This window comes from Rhizobium sp. N122 (assembly GCF_002211295.1).
In the GTDB taxonomy this organism is placed as follows: Bacteria; Pseudomonadota; Alphaproteobacteria; order Rhizobiales; family Rhizobiaceae; genus Rhizobium.
Map to the genome: position 1 here is coordinate 194,818 of NZ_LOKU01000023.1, position 16,605 is coordinate 211,422.

At 62.9% G+C, this 16,605-nt stretch carries 15 protein-coding genes and 1 pseudogene; 7 read left to right on the forward strand and 9 right to left on the reverse strand.

Annotation, left to right across the window (positions count from 1 at the left end):
* Positions 1 to 83 precede the first annotated feature (83 nt).
* Complete coding sequence (locus ATY75_RS17725; RefSeq protein WP_088938589.1) at positions 84 to 404, forward strand: 2Fe-2S iron-sulfur cluster-binding protein; 321 nt, start codon at positions 84 to 86, stop codon at positions 402 to 404.
* 312 nt (positions 405 to 716) lie between these two features.
* Here the strand turns inward: ATY75_RS17725 and ATY75_RS17730 are convergent, their stop codons facing one another.
* Positions 717 to 1,343 carry a DUF922 domain-containing protein gene (locus tag ATY75_RS17730; protein WP_088938590.1) on the reverse strand — a complete coding sequence of 209 codons (627 nt, stop codon included), beginning with the start codon at positions 1,341 to 1,343 and terminating at the stop codon, positions 717 to 719.
* Between the two features lie 101 nt (positions 1,344 to 1,444).
* Between ATY75_RS17730 and folP the strand changes: the two genes are divergently transcribed.
* The 3 genes from folP to folK are packed head-to-tail and all read left to right on the forward strand — an operon-like array spanning position 1,445 to position 3,187.
* Complete coding sequence (folP, locus tag ATY75_RS17735; protein ID WP_088938591.1) at positions 1,445 to 2,314, forward strand: dihydropteroate synthase; 870 nt, start codon at positions 1,445 to 1,447, stop codon at positions 2,312 to 2,314.
* Positions 2,311 to 2,676, forward strand: coding sequence for a dihydroneopterin aldolase (gene folB, locus ATY75_RS17740; RefSeq protein ID WP_003586182.1), 366 nt, complete (start codon positions 2,311 to 2,313; stop codon positions 2,674 to 2,676). The genes folP and folB overlap by 4 nt, the downstream gene beginning before the upstream one ends.
* Positions 2,669 to 3,187 carry a 2-amino-4-hydroxy-6-hydroxymethyldihydropteridine diphosphokinase gene (folK, locus tag ATY75_RS17745; RefSeq protein WP_190241382.1) on the forward strand — a complete coding sequence of 173 codons (519 nt, stop codon included), beginning with the start codon at positions 2,669 to 2,671 and terminating at the stop codon, positions 3,185 to 3,187. Before folB ends, folK begins: the two co-directional genes overlap by 8 nt.
* A 68-nt stretch (positions 3,188 to 3,255) precedes the next feature.
* On the opposite strand, the gene ATY75_RS17750 is transcribed toward folK, so the two are convergent.
* The 4 genes from ATY75_RS17750 to ATY75_RS17765 all read right to left on the reverse strand — a co-directional run bounded on the left by ATY75_RS17750 (position 3,256) and on the right by ATY75_RS17765 (position 7,139).
* Complete coding sequence (locus tag ATY75_RS17750; RefSeq protein ID WP_003579600.1) at positions 3,256 to 3,807, reverse strand: hypothetical protein; 552 nt, start codon at positions 3,805 to 3,807, stop codon at positions 3,256 to 3,258.
* A gap of 210 nt (positions 3,808 to 4,017) precedes the next feature.
* Positions 4,018 to 5,097, reverse strand: a complete 1,080-nt coding sequence (locus ATY75_RS17755; protein ID WP_088938593.1) for a TIGR01620 family protein — start codon at positions 5,095 to 5,097, stop codon at positions 4,018 to 4,020.
* Positions 5,094 to 6,569, reverse strand: coding sequence for a YcjX family protein (locus ATY75_RS17760; RefSeq protein ID WP_088938594.1), 1,476 nt, complete (start codon positions 6,567 to 6,569; stop codon positions 5,094 to 5,096). The genes ATY75_RS17755 and ATY75_RS17760 overlap by 4 nt, the downstream gene beginning before the upstream one ends.
* 75 nt (positions 6,570 to 6,644) lie before the next feature.
* A complete protein-coding gene (locus ATY75_RS17765) occupies positions 6,645 to 7,139 on the reverse strand; it encodes a histidine phosphatase family protein (protein ID WP_088938595.1) in 495 nt (164 codons plus the stop codon).
* Between the two features lie 275 nt (positions 7,140 to 7,414).
* Here ATY75_RS17765 and dksA point away from each other — a divergent pair, with 275 nt between their 5' ends.
* On the forward strand, positions 7,415 to 7,834 hold the full coding sequence (dksA, locus tag ATY75_RS17770) for an RNA polymerase-binding protein DksA (RefSeq protein WP_003569003.1): 420 nt from the start codon (positions 7,415 to 7,417) through the stop codon (positions 7,832 to 7,834).
* 79 nt (positions 7,835 to 7,913) lie between these two features.
* Here the strand turns inward: dksA and ATY75_RS17775 are convergent.
* Both ATY75_RS17775 and ATY75_RS17780 read right to left on the reverse strand, forming a co-directional pair.
* A pseudogene (locus tag ATY75_RS17775) lies at positions 7,914 to 8,543 on the reverse strand (DUF1062 domain-containing protein).
* A gap of 412 nt (positions 8,544 to 8,955) precedes the next feature.
* Positions 8,956 to 10,038, reverse strand: coding sequence for a flagellar biosynthetic protein FliO (locus ATY75_RS17780; protein WP_088938596.1), 1,083 nt, complete (start codon positions 10,036 to 10,038; stop codon positions 8,956 to 8,958).
* 307 nt (positions 10,039 to 10,345) lie between these two features.
* Between ATY75_RS17780 and ATY75_RS17785 the strand changes: the two genes are divergently transcribed.
* Positions 10,346 to 12,949, forward strand: a complete 2,604-nt coding sequence (locus tag ATY75_RS17785) for a PAS domain-containing sensor histidine kinase (RefSeq protein ID WP_064838649.1) — start codon at positions 10,346 to 10,348, stop codon at positions 12,947 to 12,949.
* A gap of 255 nt (positions 12,950 to 13,204) precedes the next feature.
* Here ATY75_RS17785 and ATY75_RS17790 read toward each other — a convergent pair whose 3' ends face one another.
* Both ATY75_RS17790 and ATY75_RS17795 read right to left on the reverse strand, forming a co-directional pair.
* A complete protein-coding gene (locus tag ATY75_RS17790; RefSeq protein WP_088938597.1) occupies positions 13,205 to 14,131 on the reverse strand; it encodes a pseudouridine-5'-phosphate glycosidase in 927 nt (308 codons plus the stop codon).
* A gap of 85 nt (positions 14,132 to 14,216) precedes the next feature.
* Positions 14,217 to 15,161 carry a carbohydrate kinase family protein gene (locus ATY75_RS17795; RefSeq protein ID WP_088938598.1) on the reverse strand — a complete coding sequence of 315 codons (945 nt, stop codon included), beginning with the start codon at positions 15,159 to 15,161 and terminating at the stop codon, positions 14,217 to 14,219.
* A gap of 228 nt (positions 15,162 to 15,389) precedes the next feature.
* Between ATY75_RS17795 and recA the strand changes: the two genes are divergently transcribed.
* Positions 15,390 to 16,478 (forward strand): recombinase RecA, encoded by a 1,089-nt coding sequence (gene recA / locus ATY75_RS17800; protein WP_003586201.1) that lies wholly within the window; start codon positions 15,390 to 15,392, stop codon positions 16,476 to 16,478.
* The last annotated feature ends 127 nt before the right edge of the window (positions 16,479 to 16,605 follow it).

Here is a 16,605-nt window from a genome sequence, read left to right on the forward strand (position 1 = left end):
ATGGCGACTTTCCCGATGTTGACTGAAGCGTCGAATTGTCGGAAGAAAATCCGCCCATCATTTGAAGACCGGAAACAGTCCTGATGCCCAAACTTACCATCGTCGCCTTCGACGGCACGCGCTTCGACCTCGACGTCGACCAAGGCTCCACCGTCATGGAGAATGCCGTGCGCAATTCGGTGCCCGGCATCGAGGCCGAATGCGGCGGCGCTTGCGCCTGCGCGACCTGTCATGTCTATGTCGACGAGGCATGGACCGAGCAGATCGGCCAGCCGGAAGCGATGGAAGAGGATATGCTCGACTTCGCCTTCGATGTGCGCCCGACCTCGCGGCTGTCCTGTCAGATCCGCATGAAGGCTGCCTATGACGGCCTCGTGGTGCATGTGCCGGAGCGCCAGGCTTAAGCGCCTGCGCTTCACCTTCGCCGAAATAGGATCCAGAAAAAAGACGCCTCGCGCGCTGGTGCGAGCGAGGCGAGGCGGGCGCATTACCTACGGATGAGGGAGGAACATCCGCGGCTTCGGAACGCGCCAGGAGAACCCAGCGATGAAAGGGCAGATGCCGTAGCTGCACTTTCGAATGTGTTCATATTAACGCGTTCCGGTTGAGTCTGCCAGGATGAAAAATGACCATTCAATCACTGGGGAGGCGGCAAGTTTCGCACAGGTTTCGTTGTGCAGCTAAGGTTTTCCGCTCGCAACCAGACTGAAAAAGCCTTATTTTGCGCCGGCTCGGCCGTTGATTCGATTGTTCAGCAACCTCAGCATGCGCTTCTGGAAATTGACCGCCTCGACCCGGTCGAATCGCGCCTGCTGCCGATCGTGCTCCTCTATACCGCGAGCTGATTCGCCCGAGACGAGTTCCTGCATGGCCTCGCAACTGCGCTGCTGCGGCAGGGTGCGGATGGCGCGTTCCATGGCGCGGGCCTGATCGCGGGCGATTTCGGCATGGCGCTCCTCGTGGCGCTTGATATCGCTCGACAGGGCGTCCCAGATCATCGACAGCTCCTTGCTGGCGCCCTTGCGGCTGTTCCAGCGCGGCAGGATGATCTGGGTGTGGACCGTGACCTTGACGTTGCCGACGCGGCAGCGGCCGTTATCCTGGATATAGGTGGCTTCGCCGCCGAAGCGGATCTTCGTGGCGCCGGGATGGCGGGCCGAGGAGCCGCTCGACGTCGGGCCGCGCCGGCTGAGTTCGCGGTCGAGCTCATCCGCGGTTTTGCCGCGAATGTCGAAATAGGAATAGCTTTTCGATGCAATCACTTCTGCTTGCGCTGGGCTGCAGACGGAAAGAGCAATGGAAAAGGCGGTAGGAAGGACCATATAACGCACTGCAAGCGGCATTCTGAACGCAACCCGTGTTGAAATCGACCGGAGCTTGGGGCATAGCCACCGCAAGCGCAATATCGGATGGCGCTTTTTTCGCGATCGATGGGATAAGTCAGGTGACAGGGTTCGAAGGCAGTTTGTGGCGTGTGGGCCATGGCCGGGAGATCGAACTCGGCCGTCGTTCTCTCATCATGGCGATCATCAACGTGACGCCGGACTCCTTTTCCGACGGCGGACGCTTCGAAACCGTCGATGCTGCGGTCGAACATGCGCTTCGGGCGGTGAGCGAAGGGGCCGGGATTATCGATATCGGCGGCGAATCGACCCGACCGAACGCCGCTGCCGTCAGCCCTTCCGAGGAGCAGGCGCGCGTACTGCCGGTCATTGAGGCGCTGCGCGGGCGCACCCAGGCGCTGATTTCGATCGACACCTATCGCGCCGAGACGGCGCGGCTGGCGGTCAGCGCTGGCGCCCATATCGTTAACGACGTCTTCGGGCTGCAGAGAGAGCCCGATATCGCCGGCATAGCCGCGGCGACCGGGGCCGGGCTCTGCATCATGCATACCGGCCGCGACAGGGCCAAGCTTCCCGACGTGATTGCCGACCAGGTGCATTTTCTCAAACGATCGCTTGAGATCGCGGCCGCCGCCGGCGTCAGCAGCGACCGCATCGTGCTCGATCCGGGCTTCGGCTTCGCCAAGGAGACGACGGAGGAGAACCTCGAGCTGATGGCGCGGTTTTCCGAACTTTCCCGCTTCGGCCTGCCGCTGCTTGCCGGCACGTCGCGCAAGCGTTTCCTCGGCGCGGTGACCGGGCGCGAGGCGGCAGACAGGGATGCGGTAACGGCCGTCACCAGCGCCTTGCTCAGGGTTAAGGGGGCTGCGATTTTCCGGGTGCATAATGTCGCAATCAACAGGGATGCGCTGGATATTGCCGATGCTATGCTGAATGCGCGCCAGGAATTCGAGAGGAAGCGGCCGACATGACCACCTACACGATCACGCTGCAGAACTGCGCCTTCTTTGCGCGCCACGGCGTGCATGACGAGGAGGAATTCCTCGGCCAGCGCTTCTTCGTCGATGCCGAACTCGATGTCGTTGCCGGCGAGGCGCTGAAAAGCGATTCGATCGACGATACCGTCAATTACGGCATCGCCTTCACGGTGATCGAGGGGATCGTCACCGGCAAACGGCGCTACCTGATCGAAGCCCTGGCGCTCGATATCGCCAAGGGGCTCTGCGAGACATTCCCGCAGGTCCGGCGGGCGAAGATCACGGTGCGCAAGCCGAACGCGCCGGTGCCCGGCGTGCTCGATTTCGTGCAGGTGAGCGTTGAACACTTTGCCTGAAACTGCATTGCAATCGGCCACACTGGGCCTCGGCGGCAATATAGGCGATCCCGTCAAGGCGATGGCCGCCGCCTTGCAGCGGCTGGACGCACGAGACGATTGCCGGGTTACGGCGGTCTCGCGGCTCTACCGCACGCCACCCTGGGGCAAGACCGACCAATCCTTCTTCTTCAACGCCTGCGCCGCCGTCGAAACCCGGCTGAAGCCGGAGGCCTTGCTCGATGTCTGCCTGTCGATCGAACGGGAGATGAAACGCGAGCGTATCGAGCGCTGGGGGCCGCGCACACTCGATATCGACGTGCTGACCTATGGCGATGTCATCCAGGAGGCGCCGCGGCTGGAACTGCCGCATCCGCGCATGACCGATCGCGGTTTCGTGCTGATGCCGCTTGCCGATATCGCGCCGGACCTTGTCGTCAAGGGCAGGGCGGTCAGCGACTGGCTTGAAGATGCCGAGGTGGCCGGCATCGAAATCGCCGATAACCGCCGCGACTGGTGGCTACAGATCTGAGGCGAAGATCCTGAAAAGGAAAACGGCGGGAACCCCGCCGCTTCAGGAAAATCCGCTGTGCGATTGATCTACTGGATGGAGCCGACGGCCATCTCGTCGACCTGACGGGTCAGCGTCAGGCCGATGACCGGGATCATCTGGCTTTCGACCTTGACCGAAACGGTGACGTTCATCGTCTTGTCGTCGCGCACGCGGGCGATCATCGCGCCGTTCAGCTTGGCGCGGTTGATGCCGACGACGACGGTATCCTCGCTGACCGCGCCGGAGACGACGTCGAGACCCTTGCCGGCGGCGCCGTCGAGGAACTTGCCCTTGTAGGTCGAGCCCGACTGAGAGATGACGGCGGTCATCGGCTGCTTGAAGACGCCGACGCGGCAGGTGCCGTCGAGCTTGATGCCGGCGCCGCTATCGCCCGTGGGCTCGCCGATCAGATTGCAGGTGAATTTCGTCCCCTTGTACTTGCCGGCGACGATTTCGCCCGGGCCCTTCCAGGAGCCGGCGACGGAATCGAAGAAGGCCTTGTCACGGGTTGCGGCAGTGGCTGCCGGAGCGACGTCTGCGACGGGAGACAATGCCGCGGCGGCCAGACCGCATATAATGAGAAACTTGCGCGAATACATGGATTTTCCTTGGCAAACACCACTCACGAACTGGCTGCAAGTTTTGCCTGGGAATGGTTAATCCTTCCTTTCAATCGCGCCGAAATGCGCTGGAATACAGGGGTTTCGCGCGGTCAAGATTTTAGCTTGTCGCCATTAGAGCCTTGAATCTGCTGTAATTTCGCCAACATTCCGTTAGGGATGGCAAACTGTGCGGATTTGCTCCGTCTCTCAGGGAGTGTTGCCGCGCGGCGACATGGAGGGCGTGAGGTCGCCGATGAAATCGCCGATTCCCGGCCGCTTCAGGGCATGGAAGGCGAGCGGGCGGCAGAGATCCATCGCCGCGATTCCAATGCGGGCGGTCATCAGGCCGTTGATGACGCCTTCGCCGAGCCGGGCCGAGAGCTTGGAGGCCAGCCCATGGCCGAGCACCTGCTGGACGAGGCTGTCGCCGACGGCGATCGAGCCGGTGACGGCCAGATGCGCCAGCACGTCGCGCAACAGGCGGACCATGCCGAGCGTGCCGGGGCGGCCGCCGTAAAGCTCGGCCATGGCGCGGATCAGGCGCACGGCCTCATAGAGTACATAGAGCAGGTCGACGACGGCGCGCGGGCTGACGGCGGTGACGATCGAGACGCGCTTGGAGGCGTTGACGATGAGCGCGCGGGCCTTGCGGTCGAGGGGCGCGAGCAATTCGCGTTCGGCGAGTGCTATCAGATGCGGGGGATCGATGACCTCGCCTTCCGTCGCCTTCAGCGTGGCGCGGCCCTTCGATGTCTCGGGATTGGCCGAAAGCAGCGTGGTGAGGCGGGCGACGACGGCGCGCGCCCTTGCCGGCCGGGTTTCGACCATGGCGGCTTCCGCTTCGGCCTTGATCGCCTGGACGGCGGCAAGGCGCATCATTCCCAATGTCTGGCGGATGACGAGCGCAAGCACGGCGAGGAGGCCGACCGCGAGCACGGCTAGCGCCGCGTAACCCAACCAGTCGGCACGGGTGAAGAGATCGCGGATCAGGCTATCGGTCCAGAGGCCGAGGCCAAGCGACAGCAGAATGCCGAAGGCGCCGGCGGCGATCTTGCCGAAGGAGGTCCGGCGTCTCAGCGGCGTCGCCACCGGCACTGCGCTCAGATCCTTGTCGGGATTGAGGAAAGGATCGTCCTCATCCGCCGTCACGACGATGTTTTCGGAAAAGCTTTCCGGCTTGCGCCGCGGCTCTCCCCGGCGGCCATTGTCATGGCGATCGGTGGCCTCGTCCTCGTAGGTGAAGACGGCGGGCGGGCGGCGTGGCGGCTCTGACGGGGGCTTGCTCATGCGAGACGGTCTCCGAACAGGAACTGCATGGCGCGGTCTAGGCGGATATGCGGCACCGACAGCTTGATGCCGCCGCCGGTTTCCTCAAGCTGCGGCGGACGGAACCTGACGACATTGACATCGGGCAGCCGCAGGCCTGTTACACCCGAGGCGATACGGTCGAACAGGCTTTCCGGATCCTCGGGCAGGTCGCCGGGAAAGATTGCAGTCTTTCTCTGGCCGTCGAAACGCTCGCCGGCGATGGTTTCGCCCTCCATCGGCGTGCCGACGATGACCGGCAGTTCATGACCGTCGCGCTTGACCGATGCCTCGCGGGTGGCGCGCACGGAGGCGAGCGCCATGACGTCGATGCCCGCACCCGCCATGCCGATGCGGTCGATGGCACGATCCACCAGGCGGCGGGTGAGCGCATCCAGCCGGTCGTGGCTTTCATGATGGAGATGATCGGCTTTGGTGGCGGCGACCAGCACGCGGTCGATGCGGCGCCCGAGCAGCGAGGACAGCAGCGAATTGGTGCCGGGGCGGAAACAGGCGAGCACATCGGTCAGCGCGCGTTCCAGATCCTGCACGGCTTCCGGGCCGCGGTTCATCGCCTGCAGCGCATCGACCAGCACGATCTGCCGGTCGATACGGGCGAAATGCTCGCGGAAGAAGGGTTTGATGACAACCGATTTATAGGCTTCGTAACGCCGTTCCATCATCGTCCACAGCGAGTTGCGTCCGGGACGTGCGTCCGCCGGCAAGGCCAGCGGCGCGAAAGTCAGCGCCGGCGAGCCGTCGAGATCGCCGGGCAGCAGCAGGCGGCCGGGCGGCAGGGTGGAGAGCGAACGTTCGTCGGCCTTGCAGGCCTTGAGATAATCGGCAAAGGCGGTGGCGAGATCGCGAGCGACCATTTCGTCGGCGCCGGCGTTTATATCGGCGGCCTGCGTCAGCGCCAGCCAGCCGCGCGACAGCTCGGAGCGGATGCCGGTTTGCGCAAGTGCGATCGTTTCCTCGCTGAAGGTGCGGTAATCCTTGCCGAGCAACGGCAGGTCGAGCAGCCACTCGCCGGGATAATCGACGATGTCGATCGACAGGCGGCCGGGGGAAAACAGCCGGTTCCAGCCGCTGGCGCTCTGATAATCCAGGGTGATGCGCAGCTCTGAGATGGCGCGGGTCGAATCCGGCCAGATTCGATCCTTCACCAGCGCACGGATATGGTCCTCGTACTGGAAGCGCGGCACGGCATCATCGGGCTGCGGCTCCAGCCGCACCGCCGAGACGCGGCCCGACTGCACCGGCTCGAACAGCGGCAGGCGGCCGCCATGCAGAAGATTGTGCACCAGCGAGGAAATAAAGACCGTCTTGCCGGAGCGGGATAGGCCGGTAACGCCGAGCCGCACGGTCGGATTGACGAGGTCGCTCGCCCGGTCGGCGAGATTGTCGAGGGCGATGCGGGCGTCGTCGGCAAAGGATGTCAGGCGTGGCGGCAAGGCGCAATTCCGGTTGGTGACTGCCGGCAATATAGGAAGGGCGCGCCGCCTGAAAAAGACGCGGCGCGAAAGCTTTCAGACGACCAAGAAATCGGTGAGACGCCAGCCGGCGGCTGAAGCGTCGTAATCGACGACGGCAAGGCCCGCCGTCGGGAAGCCGCCGGGAAGGGCGCTGGCCATCGCCTCATGGCCGATCAGCGCCTCCAGCGTCTGCTCCATGGTCGGATTGTGGCCAACCAGCATGACGGCCGCCTCATCCTGCGAATCGACGATTTCGAGATAGTTATCGACCGTGGCGTTGTAGAGCGCATCGACGTAACGCATGTCGAGCGTGAGACCCATTGCCCGATGAACCGCATCGGCGGTGCCGCGGCAGCGCAGCGCCGTCGAACTGATCAGAAGATCGGGACGGTAGCCCTTGTCGGCGGCCTTGTCGGCGATGATCTCCGCATCGCCGAAGCCCTTTTCGTTGAGCGGCCGGTCGAAATCGCGCTGCCCGGGTTCGGCCCAGGCGGCCTCGGCATGACGCAGGAGATAGATGCGGTTCGGCGGAGGCAGCGGTACGGTCATGGGCAAATCCAGGATCGGCGGGTCTTTTCAGTAGCGGTTGCAGTCGGCCGCCGTCAATCGCCAGCCATGCCGCAATGGCGCAAAACGTGGCTGACAACACGGCGTTTTGAAGGCGAAGAAAAAAATGGCGACCGGAATAACCATGACAAAATAGGTCGTTAGCCTAAAATTGTAACAGATTTAAAAATCTGTTTACCTGTCGTATTTGGCTTGAACCGCGGCTAGCGCTTGGGATATACACCCGCCCAGATGAGATGTTCTTCAGGAGAATCGCGTTGAGTGAGAAGATCGATCTTAGCAATTACGTTCCCTCGGAAGAGGAAGAGTTCATGAACGTAAACCAGCGTGCCTACTTCAGGACCAAGCTGGTTGCATGGAGGAATGACATCCTTAGAGAAGCGCGTGAAACCCTCGACCATCTGGCCGAGGAAAGCGCAAACCATCCCGACCTCGCCGACCGGGCGTCGTCGGAAACCGACCGGGCGATCGAGCTTCGCGCTCGCGACCGGCAGAGAAAGCTGATTTCCAAGATCGACGCGGCACTGCAGCGCATCGAAGACGGCACTTACGGCTATTGCGAGGAAACCGGCGAACCGATCGGCCTCAAGCGTCTCGACGCCCGCCCGATCGCAACGCTGTCGATCGAGGCGCAGGAGCGCCACGAACGCCGCGAAAAAGTCTATCGCGACGAATAATGGTTTTCATGCAGAGATGAGAGCAGACAAGCGCCGTGATCGGATCACGGCGCTTGTCTGCTGATCACTGCTCCACCGTCTAATTGCCTGTCGCCAGCGGTTTCCATGATCGCTCTCGTTCGGTCTCCATCGAGAGGTCGATCGTGACAACAGTGCTGTTCCTGATTCGTCGTCGGAGGATGTCCGCTTTCTCAGGCTCTGTCCGAACCATGCCTTCAGCGTGAAGAGCCTGCAGCTTCGAGCGTGAAAGTTTCAGCTCGGACGCCAGCAGGCGGTCGAGGCGGGTGCTCGTTGGAACGGGGACCGTCAGTTCGATTGCCAATTTTGTCCAATTCGCCGTTTCGTGCTGTATCTCCTTGGCGATTTCAACTTCGGCAAACTCATCCACACGCAGCGATTTGTGCCGGAGAGCGTCGAGATTGAAGGTTTCGGTCCGGATCCAGCGGGGATCGTTGGACTGCAGCGCCTCAAGGACGGCAGGATCGATGTCGCGGACATTGCGGCGCTCGAGGATCGGCCGGTTCTACGTTCTTTCACAGGTCAGGCATTTATAGATGAGCCAGGCGTCCAGCTTGCGGCCGTTGGCGTTGAGCCGGATTTTGCCGCTGGATTGGAAGGCTCTCAGGCCCCCGCATCCGCCGCATGCAATCCAGGGCTGGGGCGCCGTCTTGGGAATTATGGTCCATCGGACTCGAAGCGTCTTGCACATATCGTTTTGGTCTTCCGTTCGGAAGTCCATCGAGATGGTGCATGAGAAAACCCTTGCGGGCGCGGTGTGGCGATGTTGCGGGTGGCTGAAGAGCTGAGACAGCGGCGCTGCCGTGGCACATTGTAACAATGCCAAACCGGTCTCTCGCCACCACCCGATGAACATGTTCGCATGCCGCCAGCGCGTCGCCAGGCGGCAGTACGGGTGAAACTGGAGTGAGACCGGTGTTTACTTAGGCAAAGTGCAACCTCGGATGCGCCAACGCTCTTCACCCGATCGATACCAAATGATCGGCGTGAAAGGGAGGCCTGAGGCCTCGCAAACTGAAAAAGCCGCGGCATTGCGGCTTTTGTGCAACTTCACGGTGAAGGAGAAAGTGCGGCAACCCGGTGTGACGCGGGCGTCTTCGCCTTCATTTGTCGCGATTGACGCTCATTTCACCGAAGATGCGGGCGACTTCCTTCTGCAGTTCCGTGTCGGCGCCGGTGATCGGGGCAAGGTCGGGATCGCGGCGCGGCAGATTGCCTGGCTGCGGCTGGGGCACGGCTTGGCGGGAGGGCTGGTTTGCCGGCACCGGGACGATGCGTTCGGCTGTCAGATTGTTCGCCATCTCCTCTTCCAGCACTCGCTGGAAATCACCGCGGATCGCTGCTGCCGGCTGTGCTGCCGCATCGTCCTCGGTTGTGCCGGGCGCTGCGCGGGCGGCGGCCGGCATGCCCTGGAAAGATGGAGCGGAAATTTCGGGTTCGATGCGCTGCTGCGGCATAACGCGCTGGCGGGCGGCATCGAGAATCTCGGCCGCACTTGCGGTATCGTGGAACGATGCGGGCTGCGCGACCGGGGAAGCAACGACACGCTCCGGCGGGCGCGGCTGAGGCGGGGCGGGAGGCGCAGGAATGTCGCGTTCGGCCGACAGCGGAGGTGTCACGGGCGTTACCGGAAGAGGGCTCGTCGCCACCGGCGGCGCCACGACCGGCTGGGCCGGCGGTTCGGGGCGCGGGCGCGGCTCCGCCGAAACCGGCGCGGAGAAGGAAGGCTCGGCGGCCGGCTCGCTGCGGGCTGCGGCAGGAGCGGCGACGGGGACTGCAACCGGCGCTGCAACTGGGGCGCGGGGCGGAGAAAGCGATGGCGTTTCCGGGCGCGCCGGGGATATTGCGCGCTGCTCGACGGGTTGCGGGTGGTCGGCGGTTTCCGGCTGTTGCGCCGTTGCCGGCAGGATACGGCTTTCGATGACGATATCGCTCGGGCCGCCGATCATGATCAGATGCTCGACATCGTCGCGGCGCACCAGCACCAGCCGGCGGCGGGTATCGACAGCTGCGGCATCCAGAACCTGCAGACGGGGCTGGCGATTGCGGCCGCCGCGCACGAAGGGCGAGGGCGCCCGTCTGCGGATCACCCAGAGCACCAGGATGAGCAAAAGAAGCGCTAGGCCGACGCCACCGGCTGCAAGCAGAAAACGGCTGCCATACGCTCCGACAACATCATCCAACATAATCACTTACTCCATTTCATATTTGGCACATATTGACGACTTTTCCGTTCCTTAGGCAAGGGCTGCCGGTGCTGTCCAGTCACGGGAGAACGCGATTTCGTGTTCCGCTGCCTGGGTGCGGGGCGATCTTGCGCACGGGCGGCCGTATCAGGGTTCAGGGGCAGATGGCGCTGTTGCCTGTGAATTCAAGCAGTCTTGCCGGCGACCGGTGTTTTTGCCGACGCGGCAAATTGCTAAGAAGAAAAGAGTGCCTGATTCCCGCTTCGTGTTCGTGCTACGAAGCTGATGGGGCTTATGTGAGGAATACATGACGAAACCGCGTCAGGCCGACGATTATAACGCACCGCTTGTGGATCGTGGGGGGCGTTCTGGCACGGTCTTGCGCATTCTTCTGCTGGCTCTCGTGCTGATCGCCGCCGCCGGCGGCTTCATCGTCTTCAAACGGTCGCTTGATAACGAGGTCGTGCTCGGCGGTCTCGGCGTGCTCGCCATGGTCGGCATCTTCTTCCTGGTATCCTCGGTCATTGGCTTCATCGAGGTGATGCCGCAGCGCCAGTCCGACAGCCTGGCGCGCGCCTTCCTCAACAGTCACCCGGACGGCACGCTGATCACCGACGAAAAGGGCCGGATCATCTATGCCAATGCCGCTTATGGCGCGCTGACCGGCGCGCGCAAGGCGACGGAGGTGCAGACGCTGGAAAGCCTGCTGTCGCGCCACCGCGAATCGAACGAGGCGCTCTACAGGCTGGTCAACGGACTGCGTGAGGGCAAGGAAGGCCGGGAGGAATTCCGCCTGCTGCGCGCTGTCGGCCCCGGCAGCAACAGCTCCGGCGCCCATTGGTACCGGCTGAAAGCGCGGCTACTGCCTCAGGAAGAGAACGGCGGCAAGCCGCTGCAGATCTGGCAGATCACCGATATCACCACCGAGCGCGACGATCAGGAGCGCTTCTTCAAGGAGTTGCAGAACGCGATCGACTATCTCGACCATGCGCCGGCCGGATTCTTTTCCGCCGGCAGGAAGGGCGAGATCTTCTATCTCAATGCGACGCTCGCCGAGTGGCTGGGGCTCGACCTCACCAAATTCGTGCCGGGCTCGATGACGATCGGCGACGTGGTGGCGGGCGAGGGGCTAGCGCTGATCCAGTCGGTGCAGGCAGAACCCGGCCTGAAAAAGACCGTGACGCTCGATCTCGACCTGCGCAAGACCAACGGCCAGAGCCTGCCGGTGCAGATCATCCACAGCGTCACGTCGATGCGCGACGGCGCACCCGGCGAAAGCCGGACGATCGTGCTGGGGCGTGAAAAGAGCGATGCCGGCGGTCAGTCCGCTTCTGCCGCCGCCATGCGCTTCACCCGCTTCTTTAACAACACCCCGATGGCGATCGCCTCGGTGGACGGCGATGGGCGCATCCTGCGGACGAACGCGCCGTTCCTCAAGCTGTTCTCCGGCGTCGTCTCGCGCGACGATCTCGAAAAGGCGCCGCATCTCGAAACCATCGTGCAGGAAAGCGACCGGCCGCAGCTCGCCGAGGCGCTGGCGGCGGCCAAGGACCGGCAAGGCGACATCGCGCCGCTCGATACCCGCACGCCGACCGACGAGGCGCGCTATTTCCGTTTCTATGTCAACGCCGTCATCGATCAGAGCGACGAGGCGCCCGAGGAGGCGGCAATTGTTTACGCCGTCGAAGTGACCGAGCAGAAGGCACTGGAAGCGCAGATGGCGCAGACGCAGAAGATGAATGCTGTCGGCACGCTTGCCGGCGGCATCGCGCATGATTTCAACAATGTGCTGACGGCGATCCTGCTTTCCTCGGACCATCTGCTGCTGCAGGCGCGGCCGGCCGATGCGAGCTTTGCCGACCTGATGGAAATCAAGCGCAATGCCAACCGCGCCGCGGTGCTGGTGCGCCAGCTGCTCGCCTTCTCGCGCAAGCAGACGATGCGGCCCTCGGTGCTGAACCTGACGGATGTCGTCGGCGACCTGCGCATGCTGGTCGACCGGCTGCTTTCCGGCACCAACGTCAAGCTCGACGTGCAATATGGCCGCGACCTCTGGCCCGTCAAAACCGATCTTTCGCAATTCGAACAGGTGCTGATCAATCTCTGCGTCAATGCGCGCGATGCCATGCCCGAGGGCGGCACGCTGACGCTGCGCACCCGAAACCTGACAGCTTCAGAGGTCTCCGCCTTCAACTATTCCTACATGCCGGCCGAGGACATGGTGCTGATCGAGGTTGCCGATAACGGCACCGGCATCGCGCCCGAAATCATGGACAAGATCTTCGAGCCGTTCTTCACCACCAAGGATGTCGGCAAGGGCACCGGGCTCGGCCTCGCCATGGTCTACGGCATCGTCAAGCAATCGGGCGGCTACATCCAGCCGGAATCCGAAGTCGGCAAGGGCACCACATTCCGGGTCTTCCTGCCGCGCCACATCCCGGAACCGGCGGTTGCCGCCGAAGCCGGCGCGATCGACGCCGCCGTCGCTGAAATCGGCATGCAGCCGGAGGCGCCAGCGGCGCAGCAGCCGGAGGACCTGACGGGATCGGCGGTCATTCTTCTCGTCGAAGACGAAGAGGCGGTACGCCGTGGCGGCAAGCGCATGCTGGAAACGCGCGGCTACACCGTGCACGAGGCGGGCTCGGGCGTCGAGGCGCTCAGCATCATGGAAGAGCTCGACGGCAAGGTCGACATTGTCGTTTCCGACGTGGTCATGCCCGAAATGGACGGCCCGACACTGCTGCGCGAGCTGCGCAAGTCCTATCCCGACATGAAATTCATCTTCGTCTCGGGCTATGCAGAAGATGCCTTCGCCCGCAACCTGCCGCCGGAAGCCAAATTCGGATTTTTGCCGAAGCCGTTTTCGCTGAAGCAACTGGCTGTGGTGGTGAAGGAGACGTTGGACGGGTGAGGGCGCCGTCAGAGAGGTTGTGCCGTGTGGTACCCCCTCTGCCCTGCCGGGCATCTCCCCCACAGGTGGGGAGATCGACAAGAGGCGTGCTCCTCCCGCCTCGCTACCGTTTCGCCGGATTGCAACGCTGATTGTTGAGGAAAACCGGTGCGCCCAGCCCATCTCCCCACCTGTGGGGGAGATGCCCGGCAGGGCGGAGGGGGGCTTGCACGGGACGCCCTATCTGCCGGGGCATTCTTGCCCTCCCATTATCCCTTACTCACCTAATGCCACCGCAATCTCCGCCGCCAGCCGCGCATTGTTCTCGACCAGCGCAATATTCGTCTTCAGGCTCTGGCCATCCGTCAGGTCGAAGATGGTCGAGAGCAGATAGGGCGTCACCGCCTTGCCGGTGATCTCGTCGCGCGCGGCGCTATCAAGCGCCCGCTCGATATAGATTTCCATCTCTTCGCGGGCGATCTCGTCGGCCTCGGGCACCGGGTTGGCGATGAGCATGCCGCCGTCGATGCCGAGCTGGTCGCGCACCGTCTGGAAATTGGCAATGGCGGCCGGGCTGTTCAGCGACAGCGGGCTTGGTATGCCCGAGGAGCGCGACCAGAAGGCGGGAAATTCTTCGCTCTCGTAAGTGACGACCGGCACGCCGCGGGTTTCCAGCACTTCGAGCGTCTTCGGAATGTCGAGGATCGCCTTGGCGCCGGCGCAGACGACGATGACGCCGGTGCGCGCCAGTTCCTCGAGATCGGCTGAGATATCGAAGCTTTCCTCGGCGCCGCGGTGCACGCCGCCGATGCCGCCGGTGGCAAAGACGCGGATGCCGGCACGCGCCGCCGCAATCATCGTCGCGGCGACCGTGGTGGCGCCGGTGCGGCGCTCGGCGATCGCGAAGGCGAGATCGGCGCGCGACACCTTCATCACCTCGGTCGCCTTGGCGAGCTGCTCCAGCTCGCTGGCTTCAAGACCGATATGCAGCGTGCCGTGAATGACGGCGATCGTTGCCGGCACCGCACCCTGTTCGCGAATGATCGTCTCGACGCTGCGGGCCATCTCGATGTTGCCGGGATAGGGCATGCCATGGGTGATGATGGTCGATTCCAGCGCCACCAGCGGCGCGCCGCGCTGCTTGGCGCTGGCGACCTCTTTCGAATAGGCGATCGGCAGAAGGGGTGAAATGGGCTTGGTCATGATCTGGTCCTGTCGTCGATGAGCATGATGCCGAAACGTGTCAGCGGTTTTCGCACCTCATGCTCGACTATCTAATATAGCGGCTTCAATGCAGAATTCTGACCTCGGGAACAAGGGCAAGCGCCGCATTCAAGAGATCCGGTGTCAGATTTTCGTCGACGGCATGCCGCGACTGTACGGTCAGCGTGGCGGCCGCTGTGCCGTGGCGAACGGCCTCCTCGAGCGGCAGGCCTGATATCAAGGCGGCGAGCGTGCCGGCCGCAAGCGAATCGCCGGCACCGGTGACATCGGCGACAGTATCGGCGACCGGCGGCTGCAGCGTCACGGCGCGGCCGTCGCAAAGTGCGACGAGCTCGCGGCGGCCGCGGGTGACGACCGCGTTTCGGATGCCGATCCCGTACAGAAGCGGCGGCCAGCCGGCAGCGTCTTCCGGCTGTTGCCCGGCAAGGGCGGAAGCCTCGGCCTCATTCAGGAACAGATAGTCGATATCCCCAAGGCAGGGTTTCAGCCTGACGACCTTGGCAGGCGAGATGGCAATCGCCGCGACCGGTTTTGCCAGGGAATGCGCCTTGGCAACGATCGCCGTGATCGTCTCCTCCGGCAGGTTGGCGTCGAAAAGAATGAGATGATGGGCGGCGAAGGCTTCGCGCACCCAGCGGATGGAGAGACGCCGCGGCACGAAGAATCGGTAGAGATCCATGTCGGCAAGGGCGACCACCAGATTGCCGTCCTTCTCGATGATCGCCGTATAGCTCGGGGTCTTGCGGTCGAGGAACACGAAAGGCCGGTCGTCGATGCCGGCGAAATCGGCGGCTTCGCCGACCATCTCGCCGATGGGATCGCCGCCGCGAGGCGAAATCATCGTCACCTGAAAACCGAGCCTTGCCAGATTGCGCGCCGCATTGAAACCGCCGCCGCCCGGCTCCTCGAACCACGTGCCGGGATTGCTGGCGCCCGGCGCCGTTTCGCCGGATATCCGGCCGCGCCTGTCGATATGGGCGCCGCCGAGAACAAGAATCTTTTTCTTCATTTCAACCGCCTTCCGATGCCCGAGGCGCGAATCGAGGTGGTGCTAGCGGCCGCGGCAAAGCGGGTGCATATGGCCTAAGCCGTTGCTTTGCATCGATAAAACAAATATAGAACACAGGCTGTTTTACCTTTTTCTTTCAATCGTTTGATCGCCTATTGCGGGAATAGAACAAATGGGGTACAAACTCGACATTGCTTGGGCGGCTTCAATAACCTAAAGGTGGATCGGATGTCTCAGAATTCATTGCGGCTGGTAGAGGACAAATCGGTGGACAAAAGCAAAGCGCTTGAAGCGGCACTCTCACAGATAGAGCGGTCGTTCGGCAAGGGCTCGATCATGAAACTCGGCTCCAACGAGAATGTTGTCGAGATCGAGACGATCTCGACCGGCTCGCTTGGCCTCGATATCGCACTTGGTGTCGGTGGTCTGCCGAGGGGCCGTATCATCGAAATTTACGGGCCGGAAAGCTCGGGTAAGACGACGCTTGCGCTGCAGACCATTGCCGAAGCGCAGAAGAAGGGCGGCATTTGCGCCTTCGTCGATGCCGAACATGCGCTCGATCCCGTCTATGCCCGCAAGCTTGGCGTCGATCTGCAGAACCTTTTGATCTCGCAGCCCGATACCGGCGAGCAGGCGCTCGAAATCACCGATACGCTGGTGCGCTCTGGCGCCGTCGACGTTCTCGTCGTCGACTCGGTCGCCGCACTGACGCCGCGCGCCGAAATCGAAGGCGAGATGGGCGACAGCCTTCCCGGCTTGCAGGCCCGCTTGATGAGCCAGGCGCTGCGCAAGCTCACGGCTTCGATCTCCAAGTCGAACACCATGGTGATCTTCATCAACCAGATCCGCATGAAGATCGGCGTCATGTTCGGTTCGCCCGAGACGACGACCGGCGGCAATGCGCTGAAGTTCTACGCCTCCGTACGCCTCGACATCCGCCGCATCGGCGCGGTCAAGGAGCGCGAAGAGGTGATCGGCAACCAGACCCGCGTCAAGGTCGTCAAGAACAAGATGGCGCCGCCCTTCAAGCAGGTCGAATTCGACATCATGTATGGCGAGGGCGTATCGAAGACCGGCGAACTGGTCGATCTCGGCGTCAAGGCCGGAATCGTCGAGAAATCCGGTGCCTGGTTCTCCTATAACAGCCAGCGTCTCGGCCAAGGCCGCGAGAACGCCAAGACCTTCCTGCGCGACAATCCGGATCTTGCCCGCGAGATTGAACTGTCGCTGCGCCAGAATGCCGGCCTGATCGCCGACCGCTTCCTGCAGAACGGCGGACCGGACCCTGATGACGGTGACGCTGCCGCGGAAATGTGATTTTCGCGCTTGAGCGCATCGGACAAATCCAACCGGCCGCATTCCTGATGAGAATGCGGCCGGTTTTGTTTGCCTGCTGGACAGTGGCGGAGGCGAACGTTAAAAGCCGATGGATTTAGATTTACCT

Bases quoted from the DNA above. Each gene is read 5' to 3' on its own strand.
- ATY75_RS17785 (WP_064838649.1), top strand. From the start codon at position 10,346: ATGACGAAACCGCGTCAGGCCGACGATTATAACGCACCGCTTGTGGAT.
- ATY75_RS17730 (WP_088938590.1), bottom strand. From the start codon at position 1,343: ATGCCGCTTGCAGTGCGTTATATGGTCCTTCCTACCGCCTTTTCCATT.
- ATY75_RS17755 (WP_088938593.1), bottom strand. From the start codon at position 5,097: ATGAGCAAGCCCCCGTCAGAGCCGCCACGCCGCCCGCCCGCCGTCTTC.
- ATY75_RS17795 (WP_088938598.1), bottom strand. From the start codon at position 15,161: ATGAAGAAAAAGATTCTTGTTCTCGGCGGCGCCCATATCGACAGGCGC.
- recA (WP_003586201.1), top strand. From the start codon at position 15,390: ATGTCTCAGAATTCATTGCGGCTGGTAGAGGACAAATCGGTGGACAAA.
- folB (WP_003586182.1), top strand. From the start codon at position 2,311: ATGACCACCTACACGATCACGCTGCAGAACTGCGCCTTCTTTGCGCGC.
- ATY75_RS17765 (WP_088938595.1), bottom strand. From the start codon at position 7,139: ATGACCGTACCGCTGCCTCCGCCGAACCGCATCTATCTCCTGCGTCAT.
- ATY75_RS17750 (WP_003579600.1), bottom strand. From the start codon at position 3,807: ATGTATTCGCGCAAGTTTCTCATTATATGCGGTCTGGCCGCCGCGGCA.
- ATY75_RS17780 (WP_088938596.1), bottom strand. From the start codon at position 10,038: ATGTTGGATGATGTTGTCGGAGCGTATGGCAGCCGTTTTCTGCTTGCA.
- ATY75_RS17790 (WP_088938597.1), bottom strand. From the start codon at position 14,131: ATGACCAAGCCCATTTCACCCCTTCTGCCGATCGCCTATTCGAAAGAG.
- ATY75_RS17725 (WP_088938589.1), top strand. From the start codon at position 84: ATGCCCAAACTTACCATCGTCGCCTTCGACGGCACGCGCTTCGACCTC.